The 14,135-nt window shown below is 72.5% G+C and carries 16 protein-coding genes; 11 read left to right on the top strand and 5 right to left on the bottom strand.

The genetic code is table 11. From position 1 onward, the window contains the following. Window positions 1-2: 2 nt before the first annotated feature. Together AB0B33_RS17290 and AB0B33_RS17285 are read right to left on the bottom strand one after the other, a co-directional pair. Entirely contained in the window at window positions 3-989 is a 987-nt protein-coding gene (locus tag AB0B33_RS17290; RefSeq protein ID WP_360772388.1) for a cytochrome d ubiquinol oxidase subunit II, read from the bottom strand. 3 nt (window positions 990-992) lie between these two features. Continuing rightward, complete coding sequence (locus AB0B33_RS17285) at window positions 993-2,153, bottom strand: cytochrome ubiquinol oxidase subunit I (RefSeq protein ID WP_360772385.1); 1,161 nt, start codon at window positions 2,151-2,153, stop codon at window positions 993-995. 140 nt (window positions 2,154-2,293) lie between these two features. Between AB0B33_RS17285 and AB0B33_RS17280 the strand changes: the two genes are divergently transcribed. From AB0B33_RS17280 to AB0B33_RS17260, 5 genes are read left to right on the top strand one after another with little or no spacing between them, the layout of a single operon-like run. Further along, complete coding sequence (locus tag AB0B33_RS17280; RefSeq protein ID WP_125307115.1) at window positions 2,294-2,611, top strand: helix-turn-helix transcriptional regulator; 318 nt, start codon at window positions 2,294-2,296, stop codon at window positions 2,609-2,611. Continuing rightward, the gene (locus AB0B33_RS17275; protein ID WP_247014543.1) at window positions 2,608-3,276 is read left to right on the top strand and encodes a permease prefix domain 1-containing protein; all 669 of its coding nucleotides are present in this window, start codon (window positions 2,608-2,610) and stop codon (window positions 3,274-3,276) included. Before AB0B33_RS17280 ends, AB0B33_RS17275 begins: the two co-directional genes overlap by 4 nt. After that, entirely contained in the window at window positions 3,273-3,596 is a 324-nt protein-coding gene (locus AB0B33_RS17270; RefSeq protein WP_247014542.1) for a DivIVA domain-containing protein, read from the top strand. Before AB0B33_RS17275 ends, AB0B33_RS17270 begins: the two co-directional genes overlap by 4 nt. Continuing rightward, complete coding sequence (locus AB0B33_RS17265) at window positions 3,593-4,051, top strand: SRPBCC family protein (RefSeq protein ID WP_247014541.1); 459 nt, start codon at window positions 3,593-3,595, stop codon at window positions 4,049-4,051. Before AB0B33_RS17270 ends, AB0B33_RS17265 begins: the two co-directional genes overlap by 4 nt. Continuing rightward, the gene (locus tag AB0B33_RS17260) at window positions 4,044-4,607 is read left to right on the top strand and encodes a DNA-3-methyladenine glycosylase I (protein ID WP_360772380.1); all 564 of its coding nucleotides are present in this window, start codon (window positions 4,044-4,046) and stop codon (window positions 4,605-4,607) included. Before AB0B33_RS17265 ends, AB0B33_RS17260 begins: the two co-directional genes overlap by 8 nt. 19 nt (window positions 4,608-4,626) lie before the next feature. Here the strand turns inward: AB0B33_RS17260 and AB0B33_RS17255 are convergent, their stop codons facing one another. Further along, window positions 4,627-5,421 (bottom strand): enoyl-CoA hydratase-related protein, encoded by a 795-nt coding sequence (locus tag AB0B33_RS17255; RefSeq protein ID WP_360772377.1) that lies wholly within the window; start codon window positions 5,419-5,421, stop codon window positions 4,627-4,629. 197 nt (window positions 5,422-5,618) lie between these two features. On the opposite strand from AB0B33_RS17255, the gene AB0B33_RS17250 reads away from it, so the two are divergent. Next, window positions 5,619-5,786 (top strand): DUF3117 domain-containing protein, encoded by a 168-nt coding sequence (locus tag AB0B33_RS17250; RefSeq protein WP_013222969.1) that lies wholly within the window; start codon window positions 5,619-5,621, stop codon window positions 5,784-5,786. A gap of 90 nt (window positions 5,787-5,876) precedes the next feature. Then, window positions 5,877-7,331: a M17 family metallopeptidase gene (locus tag AB0B33_RS17245; protein ID WP_360772374.1), complete on the top strand. Its 1,455-nt coding sequence runs from the start codon at window positions 5,877-5,879 to the stop codon at window positions 7,329-7,331. 187 nt (window positions 7,332-7,518) lie between these two features. Here the strand turns inward: AB0B33_RS17245 and AB0B33_RS17240 are convergent, their stop codons facing one another. After that, the gene (locus AB0B33_RS17240; RefSeq protein ID WP_360772371.1) at window positions 7,519-8,412 is read right to left on the bottom strand and encodes a LysR family transcriptional regulator; all 894 of its coding nucleotides are present in this window, start codon (window positions 8,410-8,412) and stop codon (window positions 7,519-7,521) included. Between the two features lie 62 nt (window positions 8,413-8,474). Between AB0B33_RS17240 and AB0B33_RS17235 the strand changes: the two genes are divergently transcribed. Beyond that, on the top strand, window positions 8,475-9,659 hold the full coding sequence (locus tag AB0B33_RS17235) for an MFS transporter (RefSeq protein WP_360772368.1): 1,185 nt from the start codon (window positions 8,475-8,477) through the stop codon (window positions 9,657-9,659). A 1-nt stretch (window position 9,660) separates the two neighbouring features. Here the strand turns inward: AB0B33_RS17235 and AB0B33_RS17230 are convergent, their stop codons facing one another. Continuing rightward, entirely contained in the window at window positions 9,661-10,305 is a 645-nt protein-coding gene (locus tag AB0B33_RS17230; protein WP_086865531.1) for an O-methyltransferase, read from the bottom strand. Between the two features lie 190 nt (window positions 10,306-10,495). Between AB0B33_RS17230 and sigE the strand changes: the two genes are divergently transcribed. The 3 genes from sigE to AB0B33_RS17215 all read left to right on the top strand — a co-directional run bounded on the left by sigE (window position 10,496) and on the right by AB0B33_RS17215 (window position 14,069). Next, the gene (gene sigE, locus AB0B33_RS17225; RefSeq protein ID WP_247014535.1) at window positions 10,496-11,107 is read left to right on the top strand and encodes an RNA polymerase sigma factor SigE; all 612 of its coding nucleotides are present in this window, start codon (window positions 10,496-10,498) and stop codon (window positions 11,105-11,107) included. Further along, window positions 11,104-11,754: a zf-HC2 domain-containing protein gene (locus AB0B33_RS17220; protein ID WP_247014534.1), complete on the top strand. Its 651-nt coding sequence runs from the start codon at window positions 11,104-11,106 to the stop codon at window positions 11,752-11,754. Before sigE ends, AB0B33_RS17220 begins: the two co-directional genes overlap by 4 nt. Window positions 11,755-12,551: 797 nt before the next feature. Further along, window positions 12,552-14,069, top strand: coding sequence for a trypsin-like peptidase domain-containing protein (locus AB0B33_RS17215; protein WP_247014533.1), 1,518 nt, complete (start codon window positions 12,552-12,554; stop codon window positions 14,067-14,069). Window positions 14,070-14,135 lie beyond the last annotated feature (66 nt).

The raw sequence follows: 14,135 nt of genomic DNA, 5'->3' as shown, positions 1-14,135 counted from the left end.
CCCTAGAAGTGCAGCAGCGAGCGCTGGTCGACGGGATGGCGGTGGGCGCGCCAGGTCAGCCACTGCACCACCAGCAGCACCAGCACCGACGGCGGCGCGAACCAGGCCAGCACCGCGAACGTCCCCGGCGCCGTCGCCGCCTGCTCGACCGTGAGCGCGTACCCGGGCGAAACCAGCACGGCGGGGAAGCGCAGCGTGCCGGCGAGCAGGGCCGGGCACGCGGCCAGGACCATCGAGCCGAGCAGCGCGACCCGGTACCGCTTCGCGAAGAGACCGAGCCAGGTGACGGCGAGGGCGGCGAAGGCCAGCACGACCACACCCACGCCGAGCGCGGTCACGCCGTCGAACGTGAAGCACCCCCACCCCGTCGCGATCACGAGGAACGCGAGCACCGGCGCGGTGAACGCGCGGGCCAGCCGCACCGCCCGCCCGGTCAGCTCGGCCGGGGCGCGCACGGCGAGGAAAGCCGCGCCCTGCAAGGCGAACAGGGCCACGAACCCGAGCCCCCACAGCACGGCGTACGGGCTGAAGAGCACGAGGACGTCCCCGGACGGCGAGCCGTCGGCGGTCAGTGGCAGCCCGACCACGAGGTTGCCGAGGAACAGCCCCCACGACAACGCCGTCACCACCGCGCCGCCGACGATGCCCGCGGTCCAGGCGCCGCGCCGCGCGTCCGGGCGGCGGCTGCGCAGCTGCATCGACGCCGTGAACGTGACCAGGCCGAGCAGCAGCGTCACGACCAGGACGTACGCCCCGGCGAACACCTTGCCCTCCAGGTGCGGGAACGCGCCGAACAGCAGCCCGACCGCCGCGACCAGCCACACCTCGTTGGCCAGGAAGAACGGGCCGAGCGCGCCGAGCGTCTGCCGCCGCCGTCGTTCGCCGGTCTCGAAGGCGGGCAGGAGCATCCCGACGCCGTAGTCGTAGCCCGCGAGCGCGAAGTACCCGCAGGTCAGCAGGCCGAGCACGCACCACCAGATCGTCACCACCGGTCAGACCCCGCTCAGGACGGGCCGTTCGGCGGGCTCCTCGACCGGCTCCGGGCCGCGCTTGGCGACCCGCGCCATGAGCACCCAGTCGGCGACCGCGAGCGCGGCGAACAGCAGTGTGAAGGCGATGAAGGAGAACAGGATCTGGCCGGCCGGGACGTCCGCGACGGCGTCGGCGGTGCGCAGCTTCCCCCAGATCAGCCAGGGCTGACGGCCGAGTTCGCGCACCAGCCAGCCCATGATCGACGCGAGGAACGGCAACGGGATCGCCGCGACCATCAGGTGGTGCAGGAACCGGGCTCGGGTGAGCCAGTTCCGGAACAGCAGCAACGTGCCGAGGAGCGCGCAGAGGAACATCGCGAAGCCGAGCACGATCATCACGCCCAGCGGCGCGCCCACCGCGCTGCCGCCGAGCTTGTCCGGCTGGTACATCTTCAACCGGCCGAACTGCGCGAAGCCCTGGTTGACCACGAAGATCGAGCCGACGAGCGCCGTGACCACGCCGATCCGCATCGAGCGGCGGAAGAACTCGACCTCCGTCGTGCGCTTGAGGAAGTGGTACGCGCTGACGCCGACCACGAAGAACCCGCCGGTCACCAGCGCGGCGCTGATGACGTGCGGCAGCGACGCGGCCAGTGCCGGGTTCGAAAACAGCGCGCCGAAGTCGTCGAGGTGCAGCGTGCCGCCCTCGAGCCGGCTGCCGACCGGGTTCTGCAGGAACGAGTTGGCCAGCATGATGAACAGCGCCGACGCGTACGCGGTCAGCGTGACCAGCCAGATCAGCGTCAGGTGCAGCCACTTGCCCATCCGCCCGAAGCCGAAGATCCACAGGCCGAGGAAGGTCGACTCGAGGAAGAACGCGACCAGCGTCTCAATGGCCAGCGGTGCGCCGAAGACGTCGCCGGCGAATGTGGAAAGCCCGGTCCAGGTCAGCCCGAACTGGAATTCCATCACGATTCCGGTGACGATCCCCAGCGCGTAGTTGATGACGTACAAGCGGCCCCAGTAACGGGTCATCCGCAGCAGTTCGGGCTTGCCGCCGACCGCCGCGCGCGTCTGCATCACGGCCACCATCGTGACCAACCCCAGCGTGAGCAGCACGAACAGGAAGTGGATCGAAGTCGTCGTCGCGAACTGGAGTCTCGCGACCGGGAGTGCGTCCATGGCGCCCGACTATATACGTAGGCTGGCTACATGTAGCCGTCAAATCCATGAGATCCGGGTCATCTCCGGGATATCCCCGGGTGCGTCCCCCGTGACCGGGCAATAGCCTCTCCAGGGTGGGATGCGTAGACTGCGTACCTATGAAGGCGGACACCTTGCGCGGGCACCTCGACGCGTTGCTGCTGGCGGTCCTCGACGGCCGGAAGCTGCACGGCTACGCGATCATCGAGGCGCTCCAGCTGCGCAGCGACGGCGCGCTCGACCTGCCGACCGGCACGGTCTACCCGGCGTTGCGCCGGCTCGAACGGGCCGGCTGGCTGGCCAGCGAGTGGGACGTCGTCTCCGGGCGCAAACGACGCACCTACCGGCTCACCCGCTCCGGACAGCAGGCCCTGGCCGCCGAACGCGCCGAGTGGCGGGAGTTCACGACGGTCATCGGGGGAGTGCTGGGCGCATGATCGAGGAGTACCTGGGGGACCTGGACCGCAGGCTGCACGGCTGCGGCCGGTTCAAGGCCGACCTGCTCGGCGAGGCCCGCGACGGCCTGCACGACGCCGCCGAGGCCTACCGCGCGGGCGGCTGGAGCGACGAGGACGCCGAGCGGCGCGCGGTCGCCGACTTCGGGCCGGCGGCCGTCGTCGCCCGCGACTACCAGGCCGAGCTCGGCATGCTCAGCGGCGTCCGGACGCTGTGGAAGCTCGTCATCGGCGTCCCGGTGATGCAGGTTTCGTGGGACTACGCCCGGATCCTCACCTTCGGCGAGTGGACGAAGATCTCGACGCCGACCCCGGAGTGGTACAAGGTCGTCACGCACGTCACCCACGGCGCCGTGTTCGTCGTCCCGGTGATCGGCGTGCTCGCCCTGCTCGGCATCCGCTGGCTGAGCCGGCACCTGGACGGCGCCGGGCTCGCGCGGTTCTGCGGCACCCTCATCGCGCTGGCGGTCGGCGTCAACCTGGCTTCGGTCGGGCTGCTGATCGGCACGACCGGGTTCGTCGACGCGTCGAGGCTGGTCCTGAGCGTCCCGTGCGCGGTGCTGATGGTCGTCTGGGTGCTGCTTTCGCTGCGGCTCGTCGTGCTCGCGCGACGATCCTGGGGTGGGTATGCCACGATCGTCGCGTGACGACCGCGCTGATCTACCTCGTAGTCATGCTGCTGGTGGCCGCCGTGGTGTTCCTGCTGGCCGCCGTGGTCTTCGGCCGGGGTGAGGAGCTCGCCCCGCTGCCGCCGGGCAGTTCGCCGACGCGGCTGCCCGCCGAGGACATCACCGGCGAGGACCTGACCGAGGTCCGCTTCCAGCTGGTGCTGCGCGGCTACAAGATGTCCGAAGTGGACTGGGTGCTGCGGCGCCTCGGCGTCGAGATCGACGAGCTGCGCGAGCGCGTGGCCGAGCTGGAGCAGCGTGAGCGCGAGCGCGAGAGTTCGCCCGAAGGCGCCCAGTGACGGATCTGATCCTGTCGGTCGACGTGCGCGCGCCGGCCGGGACGACCTGGCTCGCGCTCACCGACTGGACGCGCCAGGGCGAGTGGATGCTCGGCACCGAGGTCGAGGTCGTCGAGGGCAACGGCCGCAGCGTCGGGTCGCGGCTCTCGGCGTTCACCGGCGTGGCCGGCATCGGGTTCACGGACAAGATGGAGATCACGAGCTGGGAGCCGCCGGTGCGGTGCGCCGTCCGGCACCTCGGCCGCGTCGTGCAGGGCACCGGCGTGTTCCAGGTGGTGCCGAAGGGCGCGCAGCGCTCGACGTTCGTCTGGGCCGAGCACCTGCGGCTGCCGTTCGGGCCGCTGGGCCGGCTCGGCTGGCCGGTGGTGCGGCCGGCGTTCGCACTGGGCGTGCGCCAGTCGCTGCGGCGGTTCGCGCGGTTCGCGGAGGACTATTCGGTGGGTGGGGATGAGTGAGCTGGCCGGCGCCGACGGCGTCGCGAGGTGCAGCTGGGGCAATTCGGCCCCGGACTACGTGGCCTACCACGACGAAGAGTGGGGCGTGCCGCTCCACGGGCAGGACGAGCTGTACGAGCGGCTGTGCCTCGAGTCGTTCCAGTCCGGGCTCTCGTGGATCACGATCCTGCGCAAGCGCGAGAACTTCCGGAAGGCGTTCAAGCGGTTCAAGCCGGCGAAGGTGGCGAAGTTCGGCGACGCCGACGTCGAGCGGCTGATGCAGGACGCGTCGATCGTGCGGAACCGGGCGAAGATCCTGGCCGCGATCAAGAACGCGCAGGCGATCGCCGCGTTGGACACCCCGCTCGACGACCTGCTGTGGTCGTTCGCGCCTGCTTCGCACCAGCGCCCGAAGACGATGGCCGACGTGCCGGCCATCACCGACGAGTCGAAGGCGATGGCGAAGGAGCTGAAGAAGCGCGGCTTCGTCTTCCTCGGCCCGACCACGTGCTACGCGCTGATGCAGGCCACCGGCATGGTCGACGACCACGTCCAAGGCTGCTTCCGGGCCGCCTGACCCGGAAGCAGCCCGGCGCTCACTTGCCCTGGAAGTTCGGCTTGCGCTTGCCGACGAAGGCCTCGACGGCTTCGGTGTGGTCGGCGGTCGCGCCGAGCGCGGTCTGGGCGGCGTCCTCGGCGGCGAGGGCCTCCTCGAACGTCGACTGCGCGGCCAGGTTGAGCACGCTCTTGATCTTCGCGTAGGCCACCGTCGGCCCGGCCGCGAGCTTCGCCGCGACCTTCTGGGCGCGCGCCGGCAGCTCTTCGTCCGGCACGACCTCGCCGACCAGGCCGAGGCGCAGCGCCTCCGCGGCGTCGACGGTCCGGGCCAGCAGCATCAGCTCGGCGGCGCGGCCGTAGCCGACCAGCCGCTGCAGCGTCCACGAAGCACCCGAGTCCGGGCCCAGCCCGACGTTGGCGAAGGCCATCAGGAACGACGACGACTCGGCGGCGATCCGCAGGTCGGAGGCGTAGGCGAACGCGGCCCCGGCACCGGCGGCGGTGCCGTTGATCGCGGCGATCACCGGCTTCTCCATCGAGACGATCGCGTCGACGATCGGGTTGTAGTGCTCTTTCACGGTGTGTAGCGGGGCGGGGTCACCCGCTTGCAGCAGCCCCACGTGCTCCTTCAGGTCCTGGCCGGCGCAGAACGCCTTGCCCGAACCGGTCAGCACCACCGCGCGGACGGCTTCGTCGTCCGCCGCCTCGCGCAGCGCCGCGAGCAGTGCTTCCTTCAGCTCGACGGTCAGCGAGTTGTACGCCTGCGGCCGGTTGAGGGTGAGGGTGCGCACCCCGTCGGCGTCGGCGATCAGCAGGACGTCGGATGTGGTCACGTCTTCTCCTTGCGCGGAAACATCGGTCGTCCGACAGTCTCACACCCCTCGCGGGCCGCATACCAGCACCGATACGGCGGCAAAAGATCGGTCCGCTGATGCGCCCGGCCGCTGATGAGGGACAATGGACACCAGACCCGGCTGGCTTTCACGCGAGCGCGACCCGGGCGCGCCGGTTGAGACGGAGGGAGCACGCTATGGCGGCCATGAAGCCCCGGACCGGAGATGGTCCCCTCGAAGTGACTAAGGAGGGGCGGGGCCTCGTGATGCGCGTACCGCTCGAGGGCGGTGGGCGACTCGTCGTCGAACTTTCCGCGGAAGAAGCGAAGGACCTCGGCGCCGCACTGGCGGAGGTCACCGGCTAAAAAGCCTCCCTCGAACCGTCCTTCCGTCGCACCCCGGTCTCCCTTCGGAGGCCGGGGTCGCGGTTCCTCTGCGCCCGAAGGTTGCTCACTGTGCGTAATCCGCTACCCCCCGTTCCGACCAGCCTGCTCGACATCGAGGTAGCGGCGGATCTCCGCCGCGGTACCCCGACGGCCCGGTTCGTGACCGCGCCGGCGGACGACGTCGAGTCCGAGCCGCTCGAGGTCGGCGGCGTCCGGATCACCGGCAAGGCGGGCGACGTGCAGACGGTCCCCGGCGACGGGCCCCGCTGGGTCGCGGGCCTCGGCGACGGCGAACCGAAGCAGTACCGCAAGACCGGCGCGGCGCTGGTCCGCGCGGTGAACGCGGCGCTGGCGGACGACGTCGGGAGTGGCGCCAAGGCGTTCCGCGCGGTGCAGGTGGCGCTGCCGGAGGAGGCGTCCGGCGAGCACGTGACCGAGCTGGCGCTGGGGCTGCTGCTGGGTGGCTACCGCTTCAAGGTGACGGGCGAGGACCCCAAGCCGTCGGTCCGGACGGTGCGGCTGGTGACCGCGGACCCGGCCGCCGGCGAACTGGTCGCCCGCGCTTCGGCGCTGGCCGCGGCGACGGCCCTGACCCGCGATCTGGCGAACACGCCGTCGAACGTGAAGACCCCGGCGTGGCTGGCGGACACGGCGTCGAAGGTGGCCGGCCCGGACGTCGAGGTGACGATCCGGGACGAGAAGTGGCTGACGGCACAGGGCTTCGGCGGCGTCGTGGCGGTCGGCGGCGGCTCGGCGCGCCCGCCGCGGCTGATCGAGATGGCGTACAAGCCCGCGGGCGCTTCGCGGCACCTGCTGCTGGTCGGCAAGGGCATCACGTTCGACACGGGCGGCCTGTCCATCAAGCCGGCCGACGGCATGCACCTGATGCGCACGGACATGGCGGGCGGCGCGGCGGTGATCGCGGCCACCCGCGCGATCGCGGCCCTGGGCCTCCCGATCCGCGTGACGGCCCTGGTGCCCGCGGCGGAGAACCACGTGTCGGGCTCGGCGTACCGGCCTGGCGACATCGTCCGCCACTACGGCGGCAAGACGACCGAGGTGTCCAACACGGACGCGGAGGGCCGGATGGTCCTGGCCGACGCGCTGGCGTACGGGATCCGCAAGTTCAACCCGGACTACGTGGTCGACGCGGCGACGCTGACGGGCGCGATGAAGGTCTCGCTCGGCCTGCGCACGGGCGGCCTGTTCGCCTCGGATTCCGCACTGGCCGAGGCGGTCGTCGCGGCGGGCGCCCGGGTGGGCGAGGCGTGGTGGCGCATGCCGCTGGTGGAGGACTACGCGGAGAACGTCCGCGGCGAGTTCGGCGACGTCCGGCAGACGCCCGGCGGCCCGGGCAGCATCACGGCGGCGTTGTTCTTGCGCGAGTTCACGTCCGGGTTGCCGTGGGCGCACTTGGACATCGCCGGACCGGCCCGGTCGGAGAAGAACTACGACGAGGTGGTCCCGGGAGCGACCGGCTTCGCGGCGCGGACCCTGGTGGAGCTGGCTGCTTCGCTGGGCTGAGGTTTGCCCACAAGTCGTGGGGGCGGTGGACAACCTGCTGTTCGTGGGCGGGCTTGTCCGGGGGTGCCGATAGACTGGAGCAGGGCGGCCCTCAGGGAGGGCGACTTCCAGGGATCGAGCAGCGGTGGTGCAACGACCGCCGGAAACCGCCGTTGGGCGGGGGCACGTCGGCAGTAAGTGGCCCCGCTCAAACCCCGGCCAGCACGTGGTCCCGGAAGCCGTTCACCGCCGGGGTCATCGGCTCCTCCGCCCGCCAGGCCAACCCGATGGTCCGGTACGGCCGCGGCGAAAGCGGCACCTCCGCGACCCCCGCCGGACTGCCCGGCCCGAACCGTGGCAGCAGCGCCACCCCCAGGCCCGCCGCCACCAGGCCGCGCACCGTGTCCGACTCCTGGCCCTCGAACGCGATCCGCGGCGTGAACCCCGCCGCCGCGCAGAGCTCGTCCGTCAACGTCCGGACGCCGTAACCCTGCTCCAGCAGCACGAACTCCTCGTCCGCCAGCTCCGAAACCCGCACCGATCGCCGCCCGGCCAAGGGGTGGCCGGCCGGGACCGACAGCAGGATCTCCTCGTCCACCAGGCCCGCGGAAGCCAGCCCGGGAACGGACGGCAGCGGCGCCAGCAGCGCCAGGTCCAGCTCGCCGGCCACCAGCCGGTCGATCATCTCCTGCCGCGAGCCCTGCACCAGCGTGAACCGCACCCCCGGGTACCGCGCCCGGTGGCCGCGCAGCAGCGACGGCACCAGCGAGCGGCCGAGCAGGTGCAGGAACCCCAGCACCACGTGCCCCGACTCCGGGGACACCTCTTCCCGCGCCAGCCGGACGCCGGTGTCGAGCGCCGCCAGGCCGCGCTCCGCCGCTTCCGCCAGCAGGTCGGCCGCGCGGGTGAGGCGGATGCCGCGGCCGTCCGGCACCGTCAGCGGCGCACCCAGCGCGTCCGCCAGCGCCGCGAGCCGGCGGCTCACCGTCGGTTGCGGGACGCCCAGCAGTTCGGCCGCGCGTGTGACGTTCCTCGTCTTCCGCAAGGCGGCCAGCAGCGGCAGGTGCGGCGCGACCTGCGCCGACAGTGATTCATGCGTCACCGCATGAATCATGCCAGCTGAACGCATTGGACGTATTGGTTAGCTCTGCTTACTTTCAGATCGTGACTTCCACGCGCCGAGTCAAGACCGCCGTCGCCGCGGCCGGGATCTCCTCCTTCGCCCTGCTCTACGCGCCGCAGCCGGTGCTGCCGCAGCTCGCCGCGCAGTACCACCTCGACCCCGGCGGCGCGGCCCTCGCCGTCAGCGTCGCGACCGGCGCGCTCGCCATCGCCGTCCTGCCGATCGCCGCGCTGTCCGAAGTGGTCGGACGGCGGCCGGTGATCCTCGCGTCGGTCATCGCGTCGGTCGTGTTCGGGCTGCTGCTGCCGCTGATGCCGACGTACCCGGCGCTGCTCGTCCTGCGGGCACTGCAGGGGATCGCGATCGCCGGCTTCCCGGGCGTCGCGGCCGCGTACCTGGCCGAACGGCTCGGCCGCGCGGGCGTCGCGGCCGCGGTCGGCGCGATGATCGCCGGCAACACCATCGGCGGCATGCTCGGCAGGCTGGCCAGCGGGTTCACCGCGGGCCCGCTCGGCTGGCGCGGCGCGCTGTACGTCGTCGCGGGGGTCGGCGCGGTGTGCTCGGCGATCACCGTCGTGACGCTGCCGCGGGGGACGCGCCCGCGCGGGAACGCCCAGCTCCGCGCGGTCGCGCAAGGGCTGGTCACGGCGGTGAGCAAGCCGGTGCTGCTCGCGCAGTACGCGGTCGCGCTGCTCGCGATGGGCTCGTTCGTCGCGCTGTACAACGCCGCCGGCTTCCGCCTGACCGGCGACCCGCTCGGCCTCTCGCCGGCGATCGCGTCGCTGGTGTTCCTCGCCTACGCGAGCGGCTCGGTGTCGTCCGCCGCGGCCGGCCGCCTGGTCGCCCGGGTCGGCCGCCGCCGCGCGCTGATCGGCGCGCTGCTGCTGACGGCGGCCGGCGCGACGCTGACCCTGCCCGACTCACTCCCGATGGTCATCGCCGGGTTCCTGGTGCTGACCTGCGCGTTCTTCGCCGCGCACGCGGTCGCGAACGGCTGGGCGGCGGCCGACGCCCCGGAGAACGCCCGCGGCCAGGTCGGCGGCACGTACACGGCGACGTACTACCTGGGCAGCAGTGTCGGCGGCGCGGTGGGCGCGTGGGTCTACGGCCACGAGGGCTGGTCGTGGCTGATCGCGCTGGTGGTGGTGTGGCTCCTGCTGGCGGTGGCGGCGGTCGGTGCCGGGACGCGGGTTCGGCTGGAGCGCCGGGAGCTCGTGGCGAGCTGACTCAGATCGCCGCCGCGACCAGCAACCCGCCGCCCACCGGCAGGAGCGCCGGCACCAGCCGGTCGTCTTCGCGGAACGCCCGTGCCACCTCGCGCAGCGCCAGCGTCTCCGGGTCCCGGTGCGAAGGGTCGATCACCCGGCCGCCGGCCAGCACGTTGTGGAACGCGATGATCCCGCCCCGCCGCAGCAACGACACGCCCAGCTCGTAGCACCCCGGGTACTCGATGTGCGCGGAATCGACGAACACCAGGTCGTACCCGCCCGGCGTGAGCCGCTGCAGGACGTCCAGGGCGCGGCCGATGATCAGCCGGGTGCGGCCCGGTGCGTAGCCGGCCTCGCGGAACGTCGCGCGCGCCGCCCGCTGGTACTCCGGCTCGACGTCGATCGAGGTCAGGATGCCGTCCGGGGCCATGCCGCGCAGCAGGCTCAGCCCGCTGACGCCGGCGCCCGTGCCGACCTCGACCACCGCCTTCGCGCGCAGGGTCGCGGCCAGGAAGCGCAGCGTCGCGCCCGCGCCCGCGCTGAGCGGGACGCAGCCCAGGTCCTCGGCCCGTGCCCGCGCCGAAGACAGCACCTCGTCGTCGGGCAGGTACCCGTCGACGAACCCGGAATCGGCCGGTGCGGCCGCAGGGGTGGGCGTGTTCACGCACGGAGGTTAGCGTTGGTTGTCGATAAATCCTCGCAGGCTCCCTGGTAAGCACCCGGGAAGAACTTCTCAGCCTGCTCTCAGTCCAGTCTCACTAGAACCATAAGGAACCTCGACAGACTGAAAACCAGACACACGGGAACACCGTGGCCACAGCCCGCGTTGGGTGGAGCAGACAGGAGAAACGCAGATGGAGGTGCCTGCTCCCGCTATGCAGAACGCCGTTGCCGACGCCGGGGCTCAGCCGGTGACCCTGGACGAGGCAGCTTGGACGCCGCCGTCCTGGGACGAGGTCGTGCGCGAACACGGCGACCGGGTCTACCGGCTCGCCTACCGCCTGACCGGCAACACCCACGACGCCGAGGACCTCACGCAGGAGACCTTCATCCGGGTCTTCCGCTCGCTGGCGTCGTACAAGCCGGGGACGTTCGAGGGCTGGCTGCACCGGATCACCACCAACCTCTTCCTGGACATGGCCCGCCGCCGCTCGCGCGTGCGGATGGAAGGCCTGCCCGAGGACACCGACCGCATCGTGGGCGACGACCCGAGCCCCGAGCAGGTCTACTCCGACACCCACCTGGACCCGGACCTGCAGGCGGCGCTCGACGAGCTGCCTCCGGAGTTCCGCGCCGCGGTCGTGCTGTGCGACGTCGAAGGGCTGTCGTACGAGGAGATCGGCGCGACGCTGGGTGTCAAGCTCGGCACCGTCCGCAGCCGGATCCACCGCGGCCGCCAGGCGTTGCGCGCTTCGCTCGAGCGTCGGCGCGCTCACGCACCGGAGTCTGCGAAGGTGTCGGTATGACCGCACCGCGAGGCTGGGGACTCCCCGAGTCGCACCTGCTGCCGGACGCCGTGGTGGCGTTCGTCGACGGCGAACTTTCGCACGGCGCGCGCGATCGAGCGGCGTCGCACATCACCCGCTGCCCGGCGTGCGCGGCCGAGGTCCGCGCCCAGCGGCAGACGGTCGACACGATCCGGCACGCCGGTGCCCCCTCGATGTCGGCGGGGTTCCTGGCGAGCCTGCAGTCGATCCCGCAGCACACGGAGCTGCCGGGCACCCCGGACAACCTGGCCATCACGGCCGACGGCCAGCTCGTCGCGGTCCAGCGTCCCGACCGGGTCGCCGGCCTGCGTGACGCGGGTGTGCTGGGCGGTGTCGCGCCGCTGGGATCGTCGGCTCCGCTGGGCCAGTCGCCGAACGTCCTCGGCGGCGGCCGCTTCAAGCGCCGCGCCGCGCAGGGCGCGGGGGTCGTCGTGTCCGGGCTGGTGCTGAGCGCGCTGGCCTTGGTCGGGACGTCCGCGGACGGCGACGGCGGCCCTGAGCAGGGCGGCGGTGCGCCGCAGCCGGCGAACCTGCTCCCGGCCCAGCTGGCGGTGCCGCCCCAGCCCGCGCCGAAGTCGATTCCGGTGAGCACTTCGCCTGCCGCGGTGCCCGTCGGCATCCGCTGAACGGCTTGATCGAGGCCGCTGCGAGGAAGACCTCGTGGCGGCCTTTGCCGTGTGCGGGGTGGGGCCGGGCGGCGCTGAGCCCGCAACGGCGCTGAGGGTGCCGCTCGGCCCGGCAGCCGGGTGCCGAGTAGCGGCTTGTCGAGACCACCGCGCCGGCTGCCGCCCGCCTCGGGCCTGCCGGCGGCGAACGCTCCGGTGCTTGCCGGGGTGCTCGGCCGCAGCTCACGGGCGGGGTGCCGAGCCGCGGCTGCCACCTACCAGCGGCCATCAAGGCCGTCGCCGGGCCGATGTCGGTGGCGGATGCGCCGGTGCTTGCCGAGGCGCTCGGCCGCAGCCCACGTGCTGGGGTGCTGAGACCGCCGCGAGCAGGAGAGCCTGCCGCTGGGCCCGCCGGGGGCGGTAGGGGAGGCTGCCGGGCCCGCCGGGGGCGGTAGGGCGTGCCGCTGGGCCCGCCGGGGGCGGTAGGGGAGGCTGCCGAGGACGCCGGGAGCGGTAGGGCGTGCCGCCGGGCCCGCCGGGGGCGGTAGGGCGTGCCGCCGGGCCCGCCGCGAGCCGTAGGGCCTGCCGCCGAGACCACCGCGAGCGGCAGGGCCTGCCGCCGAGGCCACCGCGAGCGGCAGGGCCTGCCGCCGGGGCCGCCGCGAGCCGTCGCCGAACACGTCACATCCCGCGTTCCCGCCCGGCCCCTCGGCCGCCCGTGCCAAGAAACAGCCACTTCACCGGCCGACCGGCAGACTCGGAGCACTGGGCTTGGGTATCGTCACGCCCAGCCACCTGATCTTCTTCTGCACCGGGGAATGATGACCGAGCCGAACGTGAATCCCGAGCAGTCCGGCGCGCGTGATGCCGACCGGCTGGGTCCGCGGCCGCTCGCGCGGCCCGCCGTCGATCCCGCTCAGGCCGCCGTGTTCGGCAGGCCGCAGGGTGTCGATGGGGCGTTCGACAAGCTCTACTCCCCGCAGAAGGCCAACGGCGTCAACCTCGCGCCGCCCGCGCCCGAGTCGCTCGCCGAAGCCTTCCGGCGGCCGCCCGGGGCCGAAGGCGTCCTGCTCGAACGGCCGCGCGAAGCCACCGGTGACCCGAAGGAAGCCGATCCGCCGCTGTGGAACAGCACCAGCGACCCGTGGCGCGATCCGGGCGCCGGTGCCGTGCTCGCCGGGCCCGCGATGCCGGCCGAGGACGAGGAAAAGCCCGCCCAGCGCCCGCCGGGAGCGCTGCTCAGCCTGCCCGAGGTGCTCTTCGGTCGGCGCGTCAAACCCAAGGCGCTGGCCCTGCTCGGGGTCGTCGCGCTGCTCGTCGGCGCGGTCGGCGGCCTCGTCGGCTGGTGGGTCGCCGACACCGGCACCGAGCTCACCGGCTCCGCCACGATCTCCGAAGCCGAGGCCGCCAAGGAACGTCCGGCCGGTTCGGTCGCCGAGATCGCCAAGCGCGTCGCGCCCGCCGTCGTCTCGCTCGAGGTCTTCAAGCCCGGCGCCGAGTCCGGCGAGCAGGGCTCCGGCGTGATGATCGACCCGCAGGGCTACATCCTCACCAACGAGCACGTCATCGCCTCCGCCGCCGCGGACCCGGGCGTCAAGGTCACCGCGATCTTCGTCGACGGCACCCGCACCGAGGCCAAGCTCGTCGGCGCCGACCAGAAGACCGACCTCGCGGTCGTGAAGGTGAACGTCACCAACCCGACCGTGCTGCAGATCGGCAAGTCCGCGGACCTTCAGGTCGGCGACACAGTGATGGCGATCGGCTCGCCGCTGGCGCTGCAGAACTCCGTCACCGCGGGCATCGTCAGCGCGCTGAACCGCCCGATCACCGCGGGCGGCGACAGTGGCGCCCCGCCGGTCACCTACGAAGCCATCCAGACCGACGCCGCGATCAACCACGGCAACTCGGGCGGTGCGCTCGTCGACGCCACCGGTGCGCTGGTCGGCATCAACTCGTCGATCCGCTCGTCCAGCGCGGACGGCGGCAGCATCGGCATCGGCTTCGCCATCCCGAGCGACTACGCGATCAAGATCGCGAAGGCGCTGATCAAGGACGGCAAGGTCCAGCACGCGGACATCGGCATCAACGCGTCGTCGACGGTCGCCGGGTCGTCCACCATGGGCGCCCAGGTCAAGAACGTCGCCCCCGGCGGGCCGGCCGCGAACGCGGGCATCAAGGAGGGCGACGTGATCACGAAGATCGGCAGCCGGCTGGTCCGCGACTCCGCGGAACTGACGGTCGCGGTCCGGGCGCACGACGTCGGCGAAGTGGTCCCGGTGTCGCTGGCGCGCGACGGCGCGAGCTTCGTCGTGGACGTAACCCTGGCTTCCGACTGAGTTCCCGCGTTCGGCCTGCCGGCGCACGGCCGGCTGCGGGTACCCTGGGCGGGTAGGTTCAGCTGC

This window comes from Amycolatopsis sp. NPDC049159, assembly GCF_040648295.1.
Lineage (GTDB): Bacteria > Actinomycetota > Actinomycetes > Mycobacteriales > Pseudonocardiaceae > Amycolatopsis > Amycolatopsis pretoriensis_A.
The sequence above is the reverse complement of the archived record's forward strand: the minus strand, read 5'-3'. Positions and strand labels throughout refer to the sequence as shown.